Here is a 16,832-nt window from a genome sequence, read left to right as displayed (position 1 = left end):
AGCATCTCGTTCGTCCCGACTCGCTTGAGAGCTCGAACTGGCAATGGAGGCAGTCATGAAGGCTTTGCGCACCCGAGCGTCGTTCCTCATCGGAATCGGCGCGGTCCTGACCCTGGGTCTCACCGCCTGCGGCGGCGGTGGCACCGACACCGCGGGCGGCGACGCCGGCGGTGACACGCAGGAGGTCCAGCCGCTCGTCGCCGGCGTGATCCCCGTGACCGACATCGGTCCGGTGTACATGGCGCAGCAGAACGGCCTGTTCGAAGAGAACGGCTTCGACCTCACGCTGCAGCCCGCCGGCTCGTCCACCGAGATCATCCAGGCCATGCAGTCCGGCCAGGTGCAGATCGGCTACGGCGGTTCGACGGGCGTCTTCCAGGCCGTCGAGAACGGCGTGGACCTCGTCATCATCGCGGCGGCGAGCGCGACGCCCGACGACCCCGAGAACGGCATCAACGACCTGCTCGTCGTGGCCGACAGCGAACTGAAGTCGGCGAAGGACCTCGAGGGCAAGAAGGTCGCCGTCAACGCGCCCGGCGGCTACACGCAGCTGCTCGCCGACATCGCGGTCAAGGCCGACGGCGGCGACCCCGCCAAGGTGCAGTACGTGCAGATGGGCGTGCCCGACCAGCCCGCCGCGCTCGTGAGCGGTGCGATCGACTCGTTCGTCGCCGGTGAGCCGTTCGGCACGCTCGGCCGCGAGGAGAACAACTTCCGCACTCTGGCGAACCCGTTCGAGTACCTGTCCGACCACGCGGTCGTCGCGGGCGTCTGGTACGCGCTGCGCTCCGAGGTGGAGAAGCGCCCGGAGTACTTCGCGCAGGTCGTCGACACGATCAACGCGGCGAACACCTACGCGCTCGAGAACGACGAGGAGCTCCGCGAGAACATCGCCGAGTTCACCAAGATCGACCCGGCGCTGGCGGCCCGCATCCGTCTCGGCTCGTACGGCAAGCTCCCGCTCACCGTCGAGAACCTGCAGCCGATCGCGGACTGGTCGCTCGAGCTCGGCTACCTCAAGGAGCCGGTCGACTTCGACACGCTCATCTGGGAGCCGTAAGAACCCACACGGCGGGAGTGACCCCGCCGGTACGCGGGCCCGTGCCACCGGGCACGGGCCCGCACCACCCCCTTCCCCCACGAACCAGCAAGCGGAGGACGAGCATGGCGACCATCACGGCGCCCGCGGATGCCGCGACCCGCCCGCAGACCCGCACACCGTTCAGCCAGTCGAAGCTCTCGACCCCCGTCCTCGGGGCGCTGGGCATCGTCGGCTTCATCCTCGTCTGGGAGCTCGCGTCGCGCTTCAGCCTCGTGAACCCCACCTACCTGCCTCCGTTCACAGAGGTCTTCGCGACGGTCATCGAGGTGGTCGCCGGCGAGCAGTACCGCGCGCAGTTCTGGACCGCCCTGGGCAACACGATGCTCGGCTGGAGCGTGGGCCTCGTCATCGCCCTCGTCGCGGGCGTCGTGTGCGGCGTGATCATCGGATCGAACCGCTGGGTCCGCGAGTTCACCCACTCCACGATCGAGTTCCTGCGGCCCATCCCGTCGGTCGGCCTCATTCCGATCGCGGTCGTCATCTTCGGCGTCCGCCCGGCCGCGACGATCGCCATCGTCGTGTGGGCGTGCTTCTGGGTGATCCTCATCCACGTGGTCTACGGCGTCACCGACGTGGACCCGGTCGCGGATTCGACGGCGCGCAGCTACGGCCTCGGATATCTCGCACGCGCGCGCTACGTCGTGTGGCCGACCGTCCTGCCCTACCTCATGACGGGCGTGCGCCTGTCGGGCACGATCGCGCTCGTCGTCGCCGTGACCATCGAGATCGTCGTGCAGGCGCCCGGCATCGGCCAGATGATCGCCCAGTACCAGTCCGCGGGCAACGCACCGGTCGTGTACGCCCTCGCGCTCCTCGCCGGCGTGCTGGGCCTCGTGATCAACCTCGCACTGCGTCGCCTCGAAGAGGCCGTGCTCGGGTGGCATCCGTCGGTTCGAGCGGAGGTCATCTCATGACGACGCGAAGCATCGGCATGCGCCTCGTGTACGCGCTCGCCCTCCCGGTCCTCATCATCGCGGTGTGGTGGGTCGCGACGCTCAACGAGACCAACCCGTTCGTGCCCAAGCCGGGCCAGATCGTCAGCGACTTCTTCGGGTCGTGGTTCGGGCCGCTGCTCGTGCAGCAGGTGCTGCCGTCGCTCTACCGGCTCGGCGTCGGGCTCATCAGCGCGATCGTCGTCGGCGTCGTGCTCGGTGTGGTCGTCGGGTCGAGCCGCGTCGCACGCAAGCTCACGGGGCCGCTGTTCGAGTTCATCCGCGCGGTGCCGCCGCCGGTGCTGCTCCCGGTGCTGCTGCTGGTCATCGGAATCGACGACCGCTCCAAGATCTTCCTGATCTTCCTCGGATGCCTCTGGCCGATCCTCCTCAACACGATCGACGGCGTCCGGGGCGTCGACCAGGTGCTCGCCGACACGACGCGCACCTACGGCGTCACCGGGTGGCAGAAGCTCCGCCGCTTCGTGCTCCCCGCGTCGCTGCCGCGCATCATGACCGGCATCCGTCTCGCCCTCCCGATCGCGATCATCCTCATGGTCGTGTCCGAGATGTACGCGGCGATCGACGGCCTCGGCTACCAGATCATGCTCTTCAAGCAGATCTTCCAGATCGGCCCGATGTGGGCGGGCATCGTCATCATCGGCCTCATCGGCATCGTGCTCGCGTGGATCTTCCGCGTGATCGAGCGCCGCGTGCTGGCCTGGTACTTCGGACAACGAGAGGTGGAGACCAGTGAGCGCTGACGCCACGACGAACGAGGTCCTGCTGTCGGTTCGCGGGGTTCAGAAGATCTACTCGACCCCCACCGGCGGCGTGGAGGCCGTGCGGAACCTGACCTTCGACCTGCGCAAGGGCGAGTTCGCGTGCCTGGTCGGACCGTCGGGCTCCGGCAAGACGACGCTGCTCAAGTGCATCTCGGGCCTGCTCGCGCCCACGAGCGGCGAGGTCGTGCTCGACGGGAAGGTCGTCGACGGGCCGCCGCGCAACATGGCGCTCGTGTTCCAGGAGTACGGGCGGTCGCTGTATCCGTGGCTGCGCGTCGCCGACAACGTCGAGATGCCGCTCAAGGTCGCGCGCGTGCCCAAGGAGGAGCGCAAGCGGCGCGTCGAGGAGGCCCTCGAGGCGGTCGGCCTCGCCCACGTGCCCACGTCGTACCCATGGCAGCTGTCGGGCGGCATGCAGCAGCGCGTGGCCATCGCCCGCGCGATCGCGTACCAGCCCGAGGTGCTGCTCATGGACGAGCCGTTCGCGGCCGTCGATGCGCAGACGCGTGCCGACCTCGAAGACCTCGTGCGGTCAGTGTGGGCCAAGCTCGGCCTCACGATCCTCTTCGTGACGCACGACATCGACGAATCCGTCTACCTCGGCGAGCGGGTCATCGTGCTGTCGTCGTCGCCGACCGTGATCCTCGAGGACCTGAAGGTCGATCTGCCGGAGACCCGCGACCAGCTCGAGACGCGCTCGGACGCGCGCTTCGTCGAGCTGCGCCACCACGTGTACGAGCAGATCCAGAAGGCGAAGACGTACACGGGCGACACGGAAGCCGTGCGGACGGTCGCCTAGGTCCCGCCCTGCCGCCCCGCGATCTCGCGTGGCCGACCGTAGGATGGTGCCGCCGGACGCAGAGCGTACAGCGAGGAGACGGGTGGGGATGGCCGACGAGAGGTCGCGGGACCGGATTCAGAGCATCGAGCGCGGGGTCGAGGTGCTGCGCGCCTTCAACCACCGCGAGGGCTCGCTGACCATCGCCGACATCGCCGAGCGGGTGGGTCTCGCGCGCCCCGTCGTGCGCCGGATCCTCCTCACGTTCGCCCACCTCGGCTACGCGGAGTCCGCCGGTGGCCTGTGGAGCCTCACGCCCCGCATCCTCGAGCTCGGCTCGGGATACTTCGCCGCGTCGTCGCTTCCCGAGATCTCGTACGGCTACATGGCCGACGTCGTCGAGCGCACGGGCGAGACGTGCAGCATCGGCGTGCTCGACGGGCTCGAGGTGATCCACGTCGCGCGCGTCGAGGACCGTCGGCCGCTGCCGGACTCGGTCCGGATCGGAAACCGGCTGCCTGCGCACGCGACCGCTGTCGGAAAGGTGCTCCTCGCGCACCTGCCGCCCCACGAGCTCGACGCGCTGCTCGAAGGCGTCGAGCTGGAGTCGTTCACCCCTCACACCGTGACGGAGGTCGCGCAGCTGCGTGCGCGGCTCGACAAGGTGAAGGAGCAGGGCTTCGACGTCTCGATCGAAGAGCTGCACCCCGGTCAGGTGGCCGTCGCGGTGCCGATTCTCATCGACGGGCGCGCTGTGGGCGGCCTGTCGGCGTCGTCCACGACTGTGCGCGAAGACGAGAAGAGCCTCACCGAGGTCGTCGCGCCCGTGCTGCGCGACGCCGCGGGCGAGATCGGCCGTGCTTACCGCAACGCGAACCCGCAGCTCTTCCGCGCCGTGCGCTGAGCTCAGCGCGCCGCGACGACGTCGGCCGGGATGTCCGTGCCGAGGTAGGCGCCCTCGGCCTCGAGGCGCCGCTGCAGCTCGGGCACATCGACGTCGCGCGCCGTGACCCCGGCCGCGAGGGCGAGGTCGGCAGCCGTGCCGGCCGCCTGGCCCATCACGAAGCACGGACCCGTCACGCGTCCCGACGACTGCCCCAGCTGCGTCATCGACGCGCACCGCCCCGCGACGAGCAGGTTGCCGACCTTCTGCGGCACGAGCATGCGGTAGGGGAGGTGGTTGAAGCCGCGCGAGTCCTCGGCGCGCGGGAAGCGGAACTCGACGTCGCCCGCGACGTGCGCCTCGACCATCCAGCCGTTGACCCCGATCGTGTCCTCGAAGTCGACGCAGTCGAGCACGTCGTCCTCGGTGAGCTGGTACTCGCCGACGATGCGGCGCGTCTCGCGGATGCCGATCTGCGGCGCGATGTCGACGACGTACGAGTTCTCGAACCCGGGGGTGTTGTCGCGGATGAAGGCGAACGTGTCCTTCACCTGCCGGCGTCCCTGCAGCTCGCCGCGCGTGAGCTGGTGCACGTCGGTGCCGTCGATCGCGGAGCCGTCCTCGTTGCTGAGCTGCGTGAGGTTCGAGCGCCACTCGAGCGGGTTGATCTGCGGGCGCACGATGGGCTTCTTGCGCGGGAAGCGGTGGGTGCCCGCGGCCTCGGCCTCCTCCATGATGCGGCGGATCGTCTTCCACGCGGGACCGGCCTTCTCGTAGTCGACGCCGTTGATGCGGAACATGAGCGAGGGGTACAGCAGGTGCTCGGCGTGCTCGTACGGCACCCCGGCCCACGCGGCGATGTCGGCGTCTCCCGAGCCGTCGATGAAGAAGCGCCCGCGCACCGCCGCGCGCCCGGACTTCGACTCGACGACGACCGCGTCGATCGTGGACTCGTCCTTCATGACGACGTCGACGGCGGTCGCGTGGAAGAGGATCTCACCGCCGCCCAAGACGACGAGCTCGTCGGCGGCGATCTTGTACGCCGAGATGTCGAACGCGACCGCCTGGATGCGGTCCTCGACCGACAGGTGCGGCTCGTTCAGCCCATCGAGCGCCTTCAGCCGGTCGTACAGCTCGTCGGCGTAGCCGTGCACGACGAGCCGGTGCTCGCCGTGCACGTTCGCGTGCAGACCGCAGAACGTGCTGAGGCCGCCCATCGTGCCGGCTCCGCCGAGGAATCCGTATCGCTCGATCAGCAGCGTCGACCGCCCGGCCCGCGACGCGGCGGTCGCGGCGAGCAGTCCCGCGGGTCCGCCCCCGACGATCACGACGTCGTACTCGCCGATGACGGGAACCTCGGCGGCGGGCAGGTGGATGGTCGACGTGGTCATGCGTTCTCCGGGGTGGTCGAGACGGCGGATGCTCCCACCGCGGTCTTCTGGCAGGGTCCGGCCGTGCGGGGGCACAGCACCGCGCCGCAGCCGAGAGGCTGGACGAGCTGCTCGTACTGGTCGAGCATGCCGCCGCCCGTGTCGCGGTCGGCGGGCGGGACGTACGGCGGTCGGGCGGCGAGTTCGGCCGGGTCGACGAGCAGGTCGAGGCGGCCGGTCTCGAGGTCGATGTCGATGATGTCGTCGTCCTGCACGAGGCCGAGCGGCGCGCCCGGGGTCGCGGCCTCGGGCGAGACTTCGCCGACGGTCATGCCCTGGTTCACAAGGCCCGAGAACTGCCCGTCGGTGACAAGTGCGACGGACTGCGCGAGCCCGCGCGCGTGCAGGGCGAAGATGAACGCGCTCGTGAGGCCCATGCCCGGGGCACCGGACACGCCGATGCCGCGGATGACCGCGACGTCGCCCTCGCGCAGGCGTCCGTTCGAGATGCCCTCGATCGCCTCCTCGCGGTTGGCGAAGACGCGCGCGGGTCCGGTGAACCGGCGCGGGCCGGGGTCGGGGACGGGGCGCTTCGCGACCGCGCCGCCGGGTGCGAGCGTCCCGCGTACGACCGCGATCGCGGGGTCGGTGCCGAACGGGTTCGAGATGGGGCGGATGATCTCGCCGTCGGCGGGGCGCGCGGCATCCGCCCTTTCGGCCACTGTTCCGCCCGCGACCGTGAGCTGGTGGCCGTCGAGCAGGGGAAGGAGTTCGCGCAGCACCGTCGCACCGCCGCCGGCGTCTTCGAACTGCTCGGTGAGCCACGGTCCGTTCGGGCGCACCGAGGCGAGCAGGGGAGTGTCGCGGCCGAGGACGCGGAACTCCTCCCACACGTCGATGTCGAGCCCGGTCTCGACGGCGATCGCCTGCAGGTGCTTGATCGTGTTGATCGAGCCGCCGACCGCGAGCATCGCGCGGATCGCGTTGCGCACCGACCCATCGGTGATGATGTCGCGCGGGCGCACGTCGCGCTCGATGAGGTCGACGAGGGCCGCCGCCGAGCGGCGCGCGGAGTCCCACATGCGCTCGCTGTTGGCGCGCACGGGTGCCGCGCCGGGCACCGCCATGCCGAGTGCCTCGGCCACGATGTGCATCGAGTTGGCGGTCGCGAGGCCCGCGCACACGCCCGGGCCGAGGATCGCGTCGTCGGCGAGCTCCTCGAGGTCGTCGGTCGGCTCACCCGTGACCGCGGCCATGGCGGCGAGCAGGAAGACCTCCTCGACGTCGGCCTCGCGCCCTTCGGCGAGACCCGAGTGCTGGTAGCCGCACGGCACGATGACGGTCGGGATGTTGAGGCGACCCGCGGCCATGAGGTGGCCCGGCGTGGTCTTGTCGCACGAGCTGAGGCAGATCATCGCGTCGAGCTTCGCGCCCTCGACGGCGGCCTCGATGTCGTCGACGATGAGGTCGCGGCTCGGAAGGATGTAGCGCCCCGCGCGTCCTGCGCTCGTGACGAAGTCGCTCGGCGCGGTCGTGCGGATCTCGAACGGCAGGACACCGAGTCCGCGCAGCTCCTCCTTGAGGGCGTCGGCGATGTCGTCGAGGTGGGCGTAGCACGCGGCGAGCTCGGACGACGTGTTGACGATCGCGACCTTCGGCTTCGACAGGTCGGATGCCGGGATCCCGAGCGACCGCCACTGCGCGCGTCTCGCGATCCCGAGCGCTGAGGTCGGCGGGAGGTTGCTGCGCAGGTCGGGCATCATCGTCCTTTTCTCGTGCGTCATCGCGGAATCGACGGGTCGATGTATCCGCAATACGTCCTAGTGTACGCATTGCGGTTGATTGGTCGCAATGCGTACCTTTGAGTGATGGGCAGACGAGCGCGTCGCGCCGCGGCGACGGATGCCGCGACCCCCGTCCTGACGACGGGGCTGCTGAGCGTGCTCGGCCTGCTCATGACGGTCAACCCGATCGCCTCGAACATCTACCTGCCCGGCCTGAGCCAGATGGCGGCCGATCTCGGCACCACGATCGCGGGCGCGCAGATCGCGCTGACGGGGTTCCTGCTCGGCGTCGCCGCGGGGCAGCTCATCGTGGGGGCGCTCGCCGACAGCCTGGGTCGCCGGCCCGTGCTGCTGCTCGGACTCAGCGTGCTCACCGGCGCGAGCGTGATCGTCGCCGCCGCTCCCACGATCGAGCTGCTCATCGCCGGTCGCGTCATGCAGGGGCTCGGATCGTCGGCCGCCGTGGTGGTGGCGCGCGCGATCGTGTCCGACACCGCGCGGGGCCGGCAGGCCGCCGCGTCGTACAGCGTGCTCATGGGCATGCTCGCGGTGGGGCCGCTCGTCGGTCCGCTGCTGGGAAGCCTGCTCATGCAGGCGGGCGGCTGGCGCACGACCTTCGTTGCGCTCATCGTCCTGAGCGCCGCGTACCTGGTCATGTCGGTGTTCGCGGTACCCGAGACGCTTGATCCGGGTGCCCGGACCCCGGTGCGTGTCGGCCGCCTCCTCGGCAACTACCGCCGTCTGCTGCGCGACCCCGGGTACGCCGGCAACGCCCTCGCGATGGCCGTCGCGTTCGCGGCGCTCGCGACACACGTGAGCGCATCCTCGTTCATCGCACAGGACGTGCTCGACACCGACGAGTGGGGTTTCTCGTTCCTCTATATGTGCTACGCGCTCGCGGTGCTCGTCGGCAGCAGTCTCAACGCGCCGCTGTCGGCGCGATTCGGCGCGCGCCGCATGCTCATCGTGTGTCAAGCGGTCGCGATCGCGTCGACCGCCGCGATGGTCTGGTTCGCCACGGCGGGGCCCTTCACGGTCGCGACGTTCCTCGCGACGATCGTGCCGTCGTGCGCCGCAGGCTCAGCGATCCTCGCGAACGCGACGACCCTGACTCTCGCGCGTGCGGCGTTCGCCGCCGGGTCCGGCGCGGCCCTCATGGGCTGCACGCAGTTCCTGGTCGGCTCGCTCGTCTCGCCGCTGGGCGGTGTGCTGGGTCCGCACACCGCGGCGCCCATGGCCGTCGTGATGCTCGCGTGCTTCACGCTGAGCGTCGTCGCGGGCGCCGTGGGCTGGTGGGGCGAGCGAAGCGGCGCTGTCGTCGTGGCGAGTGATGTCGCCCGAACCCGCCCCGAAGAGAGAGGCTGAGCACATGGCACATGTCGCGATCGTGGAGTTCCGCATCGTCCCGGAGAAGGTCGAGGAGGCGAAGGCCGTCTTCGCGGAGATGCTCAAGACGTCGAGGGCGTTCGACGGATGCGAGCGACTCGACTGGCTCGTCGACCGTGACGACCCCGCGAACTGGACGCTGTACGAGGAGTGGTCGTCGTGGGAGGCCGAGCAGGCGTACCGCGACTTCCGGGCCGGCGAGGGCGCCGTTCCGGAGATCGGGCCGCTGCTGACGGGCCCGCCGCGGCTCGTGCGCCTCGAGACCATTCCGTTCTGACGCGGTGCGTCAGTGGCGGATGCGCACCGGCTCGCCGTCCGCGGCGGGCTGGGCGTGGCGGCGCGCCATGAGCCACGAGCGACCCTTCACGATCTTCGCGTCGATGACGAGCGGGCGGTCGCGCGGACCGTCGAGCCACGCCTGCACCCCGTCGAGGTCTTCGAGCGCGCGGACCGTGAGGCCGTGGCATCCGTATCCCGCCGCGATGGCGGCGATGTCGGTCTCGGGGAAGCGCACCAGGTCGAGCTTGTCGGTGTACGGATCGAAGAGGTTCACCTCCGCGCCGTAGGCGTCGTCGTTGTAGACGATGACGACCATGCCGAGTCCGAGACGCACGGCCGTGTCGAGCTCGACGAGCGACATCATGAACGCGCCGTCGCCCGTGCCGACGACGGGGAGGCGACTCGGCTGGGCGACGCCCGCGCCGATGCCGGCCGCGAGGCCCATGCCGATCGCCTGGAACGACAGCGGGATGCAGTACCCGCGCTCGTCGGGCACGCGCAGGTGCGCGCCCGGGTAGCAGTTGACGTTGCCGCCGTCCGGCACGACGATCCGCTCGAGCGGAAGGAGGGCGTCGAGCGCGTTCGTGAGCTCCTGCGCGTCGATGCGCTCGTCGTCGGAGCGCGAGTCGAACGGCTGGTCCTTCCAGTACCGCGATGACCGCACGCGCTCGGCGGTCTCGGGCGTGCGGTAGCCGACCTTGCCCGGCGCCTTCGCCTCGATCGCCTCAGCCGCCGCCTGAGCGACGACCGCCGCATCGCCGAGGATCGCGACGTCGACCGGCCGGTGCAGCCCGACCGCGGACGGCCGGTCGTCGACCTGCACGACGGTCGCCGACCGCAGCAGCGCGCCGTCGCGCGTCGTCCACTTGTTGAGCGCCGCTCCGAAGACCGCGATGACGTCGGCCGACGAGATGAGGTCGGCGGCGCCCTCAGTCGCGAAGCCGCCCATGATGTCGAGGGCCCACTCGTCGTCGACGAAGAGCCCGCGTCCCGCGGCGGACGTGACCAGGAGCGCGCCGGATGCCGCGGCCAGCCGCCGCAGCTCGCGCTTCGCGCCCCACGCGCCGCGCCCGCCCACGACGACGGGTCGCTCGGCGTGCACGAGCAGGTCGACGAGCCGCTCCAGCGACTCGGGCGATGCGCCCGGTCGCAGCACGTCGGGCACGGCGGGGACGGCCTCGTCGTCGAAGACGACGAGCTCCTCCTGCAGGTCGACCGGGAGCGAGAGCACCACGGTCTCGCGCTCGAGGAGCGCGGTGTGCACGGCGGATGCAGCATCCGCCACCGCCGATGCGGCGCTGTGGATGCGCGCGGGGGTCGCTCCGACCGCCGCGACGGCGGCGTCCTGGTCGATGTGGAAATTCGAGGTGATGTCGCCCGCGGCGGTGTCGCCCGTCACGACGAGCATCGGCGTGTGGCACTTCGCCGCCTCGGCGATGCCGGTGAGCGCGTTGCTCAGGCCACACCCCTGGTGCAGCGACACGACCGCGAGTCGCCCCGAGGTGCGCGTGAAGGCGTCGGCCATCGTGGCGGCGCCCATCTCGTGGCGTGTGGCCGTGAACGGCACGCCCGCGTCGATCATCGCGTTCGTCACATGGAAGTTGCCGCTGCCGACGACTCCGAAGATGTGCGCCGCTCCGAGCTTCGCGATCGTGCGTCCGACCGCCTCCGCCACCGTGATCGTCTGGCCCATGTCGCCTCCGTCGCCGTCCGTGGGGCGCGCTCGAGGGTCGCGCGCCGTCTTCCAGGATTCCTCGCGAATGGAGGGAGGTCAACCGCTATCCGTACAGGTGAACGCTATCCGTACATTTCGCCCGATGCCGGTGATCCGGCCGGAGGAGGTTGGCCGACGGCATCCGTTTACTCGAAGACCTCGACGAACCGTTCGTGCCAGCCCGTCGCGCCGTTCGGAGCGGGGGGCGCGTGCTCTGACGTCTGCACGTCGCCGGTCGCACTGATCGCGCGGCAGCGGATGACGTGCCCGCCGACATCGGCGGTCCAGGGGAGGCTCCACTGCACCCACGTGTCGTCGGAGATCGCGGGGGCGAGCGTCGCCTGCTGCCACGCCCCGTCGTCGATCTGCACCTCGACCCCTGCGACGCCGACGTGCTGCTGCCACGCGACGCCCGCGATGACGGCGTCGCCGGCCTTGAGACCCTGGCCCCGCCGCGGCACGTCGATGCGCGACTGCAGCTTGATCGGACCCCGTTCCGACCACCCGCGGTCGGTCCAGTACGCGCGCTCGAGGTCGAACCGAGTGACGTTGAGCTCGACGACCCACTTCGTCGCCGACACGTACCCGTACAGCCCCGGCACGACCATGCGCACGGGGAAGCCGTGCTCGACCGGCAGGGGCTCGCCGTTCATGCCGATCGCGAGGATCGCGTTGCGGTCGTCGGTGAGCGCCTCGATCGGCGTCGACGCGGTGAATCCGTCGATCGACCTCGAGAGCACCATGTCGGCGTCGGGGTGCGGCCCGACGCGGGCGAGCAGCTCGCGGATGGGGTAGCCGAGCCACACCGCGTTGCCGATGAGGTCGCCGCCCACCGGGTTCGACACACACGCGAGAGTCGTCACGCTCTCCTGCAACCGGAGCTCGAGAAGGTCGCCCCACGTGAGCGTCAGCTCGCGGTCGACCATGCCGCGGATGCGCAGACTCCAGTCCGCGGGATCCACCTGCGGCACGATGAGCGCCGTGTCGATGCGGTAGAACCGGTCGTTCGGGGTGATGACCGGCGCGAGGCCGGGGATGCGCAGGTCGGCACCGGGCGGGATCTCGACCGGCGCCCCGGTCGGGGACGGCAGCCGCAGCGCGTCCCGCACGGTGGTCACGACACGCGTTCCCGTGCGGGCCAGATTGGCCGCGACGAGCGCGAGGACTCCCGCCGCCGTGACCCCGCCTGCCCACGCGAAGAACCTGCGCCGGTCTGAGCCGGAGTCGGCGTCGGCCGGCACGGTCGCCGTCGCCGCGCCCCGGCCCAGCAGACCTACGAGTAGCCGGAGCGCGACGACGCCGACGATGCCGGCGACCGCCGACGGGACCCACGAGATCGGACCGGCGCCCGCGCGCGTCATCGACACGACAGCACCCGCGACCCCGCACGCGCCGATGACGACGAGACCCCACGGCGGGAAGCGCGACTCGAGCACACCCGCCGCCGCGGCGACGATCAGCAGCACGATCGCGATGCCGGTCAGCAGCGCAGCCTTGTCGGCCGTGCCGAAGAGGCCGATCGCCGCGTCCTTCGCCCACGGCGGCGCGAGATCGATGAGGCCGCCGCCGATCACGGCGAACGGGCTCGACTCGGGCGCGAGGAGTGCCGCGACGAGCTCGCCAAGACCCGCCGCGAGCACAGCGGATGCCGCGCCCGCCGCCGCAGCGGCGAGCCACCGCCGGCGCGGGGCGCTCGTCACGAGGAGAGCCTAAGCCCGGATCGCACCTGCGGGATCGGCCGGAAGCGGGGAAGGTCCGGGGAAGACGCGTGTCGGATCCTCGGAGCGTTCGCCGATGAGAGGAAGGAAGGAATGGACGGTTTCGACGTGGTCGTCGTCGGGGGCCGGGTCGCGGGCGCCTCCACCGCGCTGCTGCTCGCGCGTGCGGGCCTGCGGGTCGCCGTGGTCGAGCGGATGCCGCGCGGCTCCGACGCCCTTTCGACGCACGCGCTGATGCGCGGAGGTGTGCTGCAGCTCGCCCGCTGGGGCGTGCTCGATGAGGTGGTCGGCGCGGGGACGCCCCCGATCCGCACGACCGTGTTCCACTACGCGGGCGCTGATCCGGTGACCGTGCCGATCCGCTCCGCTGTGGGCATCGACGCGCTGTACGCGCCGCGCCGCCACTGCCTCGACACGATCCTGCTCGAGGCGGCTGAGCGCGCGGGCGCTGTCGTGTTCGCCGACACGGCCGTGACCGCACTGTCGCGTGACGACGGCGGGCGGGTCACGGGCGTCACCGCGGTCCACCGCGACGGCCGCACGCGGCGCCTGCGGGCGGCGCTCACGATCGGCGCGGACGGGTTCGCGTCGTTCGTCGCCCGTGAGGTGCAGGCGCCGACCGTGTGCGCGGGCCGCTGCGGAAGCGCCGTCCTCTACGCGTACGTCGAGACGGATGCCGCGGGCTACGAGTGGGCGTACGGCAGAGGCGCCGCGGCGGGGCTCATCCCGACGAACGACGGTCAGTCGTGCGTCTTCGTGGCGACGTCGCCGGCCCGGATGCGGGCGCTGCGGCGATCCGGGGCGGCGACGGCCTTCTCGACACTGCTGCGCCGTGCGTCCGTCGAGCTGGATGAGCGCGTCCCGCGCGCTCCGCGCACCGGCCTGCGCCTCCACGGCTGGGGCGGGTCGCCCGGGTGGATGCGGCGACCGTACGGGCACGGGTGGGCGCTCGTCGGTGACGCGGGGCTCTTCCGCGACCCGATCAGCACGCACGGGATCACCGACGCGCTGCGCGATGCCGAGCTGCTCGCGGATGCCGTGCTGCGGGTGCTGTCGGGCCGCGAGGCGGAGGCACGCGCGTTCGCGCGGTACATGCGCGAGCGCGACGCCCTCGCATCCGGCGTCTTCGACGTCGCCGACCGCATCTCGGCCTACGACTGGGACACCGACGGGATCGGCCGCCTCCTGCGCGAGCTGACGGGAGCGATGGCCGACGAGGTGACCTTCCTCGCCGAGCGCCCGATTCCTTCCTCGGCTCTTCCCGAACCCGCGCGCGCAGCGGTTCGTGGGGAAGGTTCGCGGAAGGCCGCCTTGCGATCGTTGCGATGACCCGGACGCAGACCGCGACCGGAACGACCACCGAACGCCGGACGCCGGCATCGGAAGAAGGAAGAAGGAGACACACGATGACGATGATCGAAGAGCGCGCCCGCATGAACGGCGTGGACGTCGCGACGCTGTTCGCCACGCTCGACGCCGTGAAGGAGACGCCCGAGATCGCGAAGTTCCAGTTCCGCGCCTCGAACACCTGGGTTGCCGGCACGCACAGCCGCAGCATGTTCCAGGGCTTCCACGGCGCCATGCAGGAGATGGAGCACAAGGCGGTCACGACGGTCGACTCCGACCACCCCGCCGTGCTCGTGGGTGAGGACAACGGACCGACGCCCGTCGAGTACCTGCTCCACGGCATCGCCGCGTGCCTGACAGCCGGCCTCGCGAACATCGCGGCCGCGCGCAAGGTGCGCCTCAACTCGGTGACCTCGACCGTCGAGGGCGACATCGACCTGCTCGGCATCCTCGGCATGGGCGGCGGCGAGGTCCGCAACGGCTACCAGGCGATCCGCGTGAAGTTCGAGATCGACGCGGATGCCGACGAAGAGACGGTCCGCGAGCTCGTCGCCCAGTCGCAGCGCCGCTCGGCGGTGTACGACGTGCTCGTCAACGGCACCTCCGTCGACGTCGCGGTGTCGGTCTTCTGATCGCACTCGCGGGGATGGGCCGGCCGGGCGGACGCCCGGCCGGCCCCGTCGTCTTCCCGCCGGGCTCGCCGGCACCCCACACCGGTCAGCTCGCGAGGAACCGCTCGACGTGCGACAGGAACTCCGCGAACGCGGGCTCGTCGCCCTGCAGGATGTGGTTTCTGCTCTCGAGCCGCACGAGGCGGCTGTGGGGTACGAGGGAGTGCAGCTCCTCGGCCTCGGCGAACGACCACACGAGGTCGTCGGACGAGTGCAGGATCAGCGTGGGCGTGGTCACCTGCTGCGCGGCCTCGGCGCAGTCGAGGCTTCCGAACGAGCGCCACAGCCGGTAGGCGTTGCGTGCCGACGTCGAGCGGCGCTGCAGCTCGTCGAACGCGCGCCACAGCTCGAGCGGTCCGTCCGGCAGGAACTTCGCGTCGTACACCTGTCGGAATCCCGGCTGATCGCTGCCCCATGACACCTTGATGAGCTCGCCGAGTGCGGTGAGCTCGCGGCGGCGTGCGTCGTCGGCGCGCGCCCAGGTCGCGCGGGCGCACGTGCCGTACACGACGACGTGACTGACGCGTTCCGGATGCCGCGCGGCATACGTCAGCGCGATGGGCCCGCCCTGCGAGATCCCCAGCAGAGGGAACCGCTCGAGCCCCAGCGCGTCGACCACCGTCTCGAGGTCGCGCACCCACGCCTCAAGCGTGAACGAGTCGGCTCCGACGTCCCAGTCCGACAGTCCGCAGCCGCGCTCGTCGTAGCGGACGAGCGTGTGGTTGCGCGACAGCGCGCTCCACCACGGCGACCACACGGGGGAGTCCCAGTCGTAGTCGAGGTGCGTGAGCCAGTTGCTCGCCTTCACGAGCGGCGGGCCCGTGCCGCTCGTGGCGTAGGCGAGGCGCACGCCGTCGATCGTGGAGCAGAAGCCGACCTTCTGCGTGCCGAGCGACGCCGAGCGCGCTCGCAGCGTCTCGCGTACGCCGCCGTCCTCGGCGCGCGGTCCGGCGGCGAGATCGCGCAGGGCACGCGCCTCCGCGCTCGGGCCCACGCCGAGCTCCTCCTCGAGCACGCGCGAGAGCACCTCGAACTGCTTGACCACGCCGACCCGGTCGCCGTCGCGCATCATCGCGCGCATGAGCCCCACGTGGCCGTCCTCGTCGGTCGGGTCGAGGGCGACGAGCTCGGCATAACGCCCTGCCGCGCGCAGCACCTCGCGATGGCGCAGCCGGAGGCGCTGGCGGTGGTGGAACGTCCACTCTTCGTACAGGTCGTGGGGCAGCAGGTCGCCCCGGTAGAGCGCGATCGCCTCATCGATGGCGCCGGGATCGCCGGAGACGGCTTGACGTGCGATCCGCTCGAACTCCTGCGCGTCGACGTCGACCGCGGCATCCGGGAAGAGCGCGACCATCTCGCCCTTGAGCACGACCGCGTCCGTGCGCTGGGCCGCCTTCCGCACGAAGTGCGCGGCCTTGTGGAGTCGGTTCGCGACCGTCTCGAACGGGGCGTCGGGCCACAGTGCGTCGATCACCTGCTCGCGGTGCGCGCGACGCTCCGGCTCGAGGGCGAGGTACTCGGCGAGCCGGAGCGGATCGCGGCGTCCGAGCGACTCGGGGGTCACGCGTGCCCGCGCGGTGCGCAGCTCGAACCCGCCGAGCAGTCGGATCGAGACATCCGCCACGGCCGCCTCCGTTCCCCGGTTCGGAGTGACTCCGGCGACCGGCGCGTCGCCGCGTGGCCGCCCGCGGTCAGCATAGCCCCGGCTGCGCGGCGCCTACACGATGGCCGCGGCTGCACCTTCGACGTCGTCCGAAAGCCGGCTGCGCAGCAGGTGCGACACGACGTCGAGCGCGTTGTGCCGCGCTCCGTCGATGAGCGTCGAGTCGCGTCGATGCTGCATCGGCTGTCCGACGACGTAGAGGCCCGGAACCTCGGTGACACCGCGGCGCTGCGCGATGAGCCCGTCGGGGCCTGTGACGGGAACGTCGAGCCACGAATAGTCGGGCCGCAGCCCCGTCGCGACCACGACCGAGCCGATGCCTCGCGCGCGGAGGTCGAGCGCGAGGGGCCCGGGCTGCGGCACGAACGCCCGCGGGCGCAGCGGAGGCTCGAGCTCTCGCGCGAGTCCCGTCTCGGCGGC

14 protein-coding genes and 1 pseudogene are annotated in these 16,832 nt (G+C 71.2%); 9 read left to right on the top strand and 6 right to left on the bottom strand.

Annotation, left to right across the window (positions count from 1 at the left end; translation table 11 throughout):
* Positions 1-55: 55 nt before the first annotated feature.
* The 5 genes from VFF97_RS04675 (at position 56) to VFF97_RS04655 (ending at position 4,501) form a co-directional block, all read left to right on the top strand.
* Positions 56-1,060 (top strand): ABC transporter substrate-binding protein, encoded by a 1,005-nt coding sequence (locus VFF97_RS04675; protein WP_325032333.1) that lies wholly within the window; start codon positions 56-58, stop codon positions 1,058-1,060.
* Between the two features lie 104 nt (positions 1,061-1,164).
* Entirely contained in the window at positions 1,165-2,016 is an 852-nt protein-coding gene (locus VFF97_RS04670; RefSeq protein ID WP_325032332.1) for an ABC transporter permease, read from the top strand.
* Positions 2,013-2,798, top strand: a complete 786-nt coding sequence (locus tag VFF97_RS04665; RefSeq protein WP_325032331.1) for an ABC transporter permease — start codon at positions 2,013-2,015, stop codon at positions 2,796-2,798. Before VFF97_RS04670 ends, VFF97_RS04665 begins: the two co-directional genes overlap by 4 nt.
* Entirely contained in the window at positions 2,788-3,618 is an 831-nt protein-coding gene (locus VFF97_RS04660; protein WP_325032330.1) for an ABC transporter ATP-binding protein, read from the top strand. The genes VFF97_RS04665 and VFF97_RS04660 overlap by 11 nt, the downstream gene beginning before the upstream one ends.
* An 88-nt stretch (positions 3,619-3,706) precedes the next feature.
* The gene (locus VFF97_RS04655) at positions 3,707-4,501 is read left to right on the top strand and encodes an IclR family transcriptional regulator domain-containing protein (protein WP_325032329.1); all 795 of its coding nucleotides are present in this window, start codon (positions 3,707-3,709) and stop codon (positions 4,499-4,501) included.
* 2 nt (positions 4,502-4,503) lie between these two features.
* Here the strand turns inward: VFF97_RS04655 and VFF97_RS04650 are convergent, their stop codons facing one another.
* Positions 4,504-5,871 (bottom strand): FAD-dependent oxidoreductase, encoded by a 1,368-nt coding sequence (locus VFF97_RS04650; RefSeq protein WP_325032328.1) that lies wholly within the window; start codon positions 5,869-5,871, stop codon positions 4,504-4,506.
* Positions 5,868-7,613: a dihydroxy-acid dehydratase gene (locus VFF97_RS04645; protein WP_325032327.1), complete on the bottom strand. Its 1,746-nt coding sequence runs from the start codon at positions 7,611-7,613 to the stop codon at positions 5,868-5,870. The genes VFF97_RS04650 and VFF97_RS04645 overlap by 4 nt, the downstream gene beginning before the upstream one ends.
* 105 nt (positions 7,614-7,718) lie before the next feature.
* Here VFF97_RS04645 and VFF97_RS04640 point away from each other — a divergent pair, with 105 nt between their 5' ends.
* Together VFF97_RS04640 and VFF97_RS04635 are read left to right on the top strand one after the other, a co-directional pair.
* Positions 7,719-8,999, top strand: coding sequence for a Bcr/CflA family efflux MFS transporter (locus VFF97_RS04640; RefSeq protein ID WP_325032326.1), 1,281 nt, complete (start codon positions 7,719-7,721; stop codon positions 8,997-8,999).
* A gap of 4 nt (positions 9,000-9,003) precedes the next feature.
* Complete coding sequence (locus VFF97_RS04635; protein ID WP_325032325.1) at positions 9,004-9,297, top strand: putative quinol monooxygenase; 294 nt, start codon at positions 9,004-9,006, stop codon at positions 9,295-9,297.
* Between the two features lie 9 nt (positions 9,298-9,306).
* Here VFF97_RS04635 and VFF97_RS04630 read toward each other — a convergent pair whose 3' ends face one another.
* Together VFF97_RS04630 and VFF97_RS04625 are read right to left on the bottom strand one after the other, a co-directional pair.
* Positions 9,307-10,992 carry a thiamine pyrophosphate-binding protein gene (locus VFF97_RS04630; RefSeq protein ID WP_325032324.1) on the bottom strand — a complete coding sequence of 562 codons (1,686 nt, stop codon included), beginning with the start codon at positions 10,990-10,992 and terminating at the stop codon, positions 9,307-9,309.
* Between the two features lie 167 nt (positions 10,993-11,159).
* On the bottom strand, positions 11,160-12,713 hold the full coding sequence (locus VFF97_RS04625; protein WP_325032323.1) for a molybdopterin-dependent oxidoreductase: 1,554 nt from the start codon (positions 12,711-12,713) through the stop codon (positions 11,160-11,162).
* A 111-nt stretch (positions 12,714-12,824) separates the two neighbouring features.
* Here VFF97_RS04625 and VFF97_RS04620 point away from each other — a divergent pair, with 111 nt between their 5' ends.
* Positions 12,825-14,060: an NAD(P)/FAD-dependent oxidoreductase gene (locus tag VFF97_RS04620; RefSeq protein WP_325032322.1), complete on the top strand. Its 1,236-nt coding sequence runs from the start codon at positions 12,825-12,827 to the stop codon at positions 14,058-14,060.
* Positions 14,061-14,137: 77 nt separating this feature from the next.
* Entirely contained in the window at positions 14,138-14,710 is a 573-nt protein-coding gene (locus tag VFF97_RS04615; protein WP_325032321.1) for an OsmC family protein, read from the top strand.
* Between the two features lie 85 nt (positions 14,711-14,795).
* On the opposite strand, the gene VFF97_RS04610 is transcribed toward VFF97_RS04615, so the two are convergent.
* Both VFF97_RS04610 and VFF97_RS04605 read right to left on the bottom strand, forming a co-directional pair.
* A complete protein-coding gene (locus VFF97_RS04610) occupies positions 14,796-16,373 on the bottom strand; it encodes an alpha/beta fold hydrolase (protein ID WP_325032320.1) in 1,578 nt (525 codons plus the stop codon).
* Positions 16,374-16,466: 93 nt separating this feature from the next.
* A pseudogene (locus tag VFF97_RS04605) lies at positions 16,467-16,832 on the bottom strand (hypothetical protein); the annotation flags it as partial.

The sequence above is a fragment of the Microbacterium sp. genome, from assembly GCF_035687345.1.
Lineage (GTDB): Bacteria > Actinomycetota > Actinomycetes > Actinomycetales > Microbacteriaceae > Microbacterium.
The sequence above is the reverse complement of the archived record's forward strand: the minus strand, read 5'-3'. Positions and strand labels throughout refer to the sequence as shown.

Coding starts and splice junctions, on each gene's coding strand:
- VFF97_RS04675 (WP_325032333.1), top strand. CDS start 56: ATGAAGGCTTTGCGCACCCGAGCGTCGTTCCTCATCGGAATCGGCGCG.
- VFF97_RS04665 (WP_325032331.1), top strand. CDS start 2,013: ATGACGACGCGAAGCATCGGCATGCGCCTCGTGTACGCGCTCGCCCTC.
- VFF97_RS04630 (WP_325032324.1), bottom strand. CDS start 10,992: ATGGGCCAGACGATCACGGTGGCGGAGGCGGTCGGACGCACGATCGCG.
- VFF97_RS04645 (WP_325032327.1), bottom strand. CDS start 7,613: ATGATGCCCGACCTGCGCAGCAACCTCCCGCCGACCTCAGCGCTCGGG.
- VFF97_RS04640 (WP_325032326.1), top strand. CDS start 7,719: ATGGGCAGACGAGCGCGTCGCGCCGCGGCGACGGATGCCGCGACCCCC.
- VFF97_RS04655 (WP_325032329.1), top strand. CDS start 3,707: ATGGCCGACGAGAGGTCGCGGGACCGGATTCAGAGCATCGAGCGCGGG.
- VFF97_RS04650 (WP_325032328.1), bottom strand. CDS start 5,871: ATGACCACGTCGACCATCCACCTGCCCGCCGCCGAGGTTCCCGTCATC.
- VFF97_RS04670 (WP_325032332.1), top strand. CDS start 1,165: ATGGCGACCATCACGGCGCCCGCGGATGCCGCGACCCGCCCGCAGACC.
- VFF97_RS04635 (WP_325032325.1), top strand. CDS start 9,004: ATGGCACATGTCGCGATCGTGGAGTTCCGCATCGTCCCGGAGAAGGTC.
- VFF97_RS04615 (WP_325032321.1), top strand. CDS start 14,138: ATGACGATGATCGAAGAGCGCGCCCGCATGAACGGCGTGGACGTCGCG.
- VFF97_RS04620 (WP_325032322.1), top strand. CDS start 12,825: ATGGACGGTTTCGACGTGGTCGTCGTCGGGGGCCGGGTCGCGGGCGCC.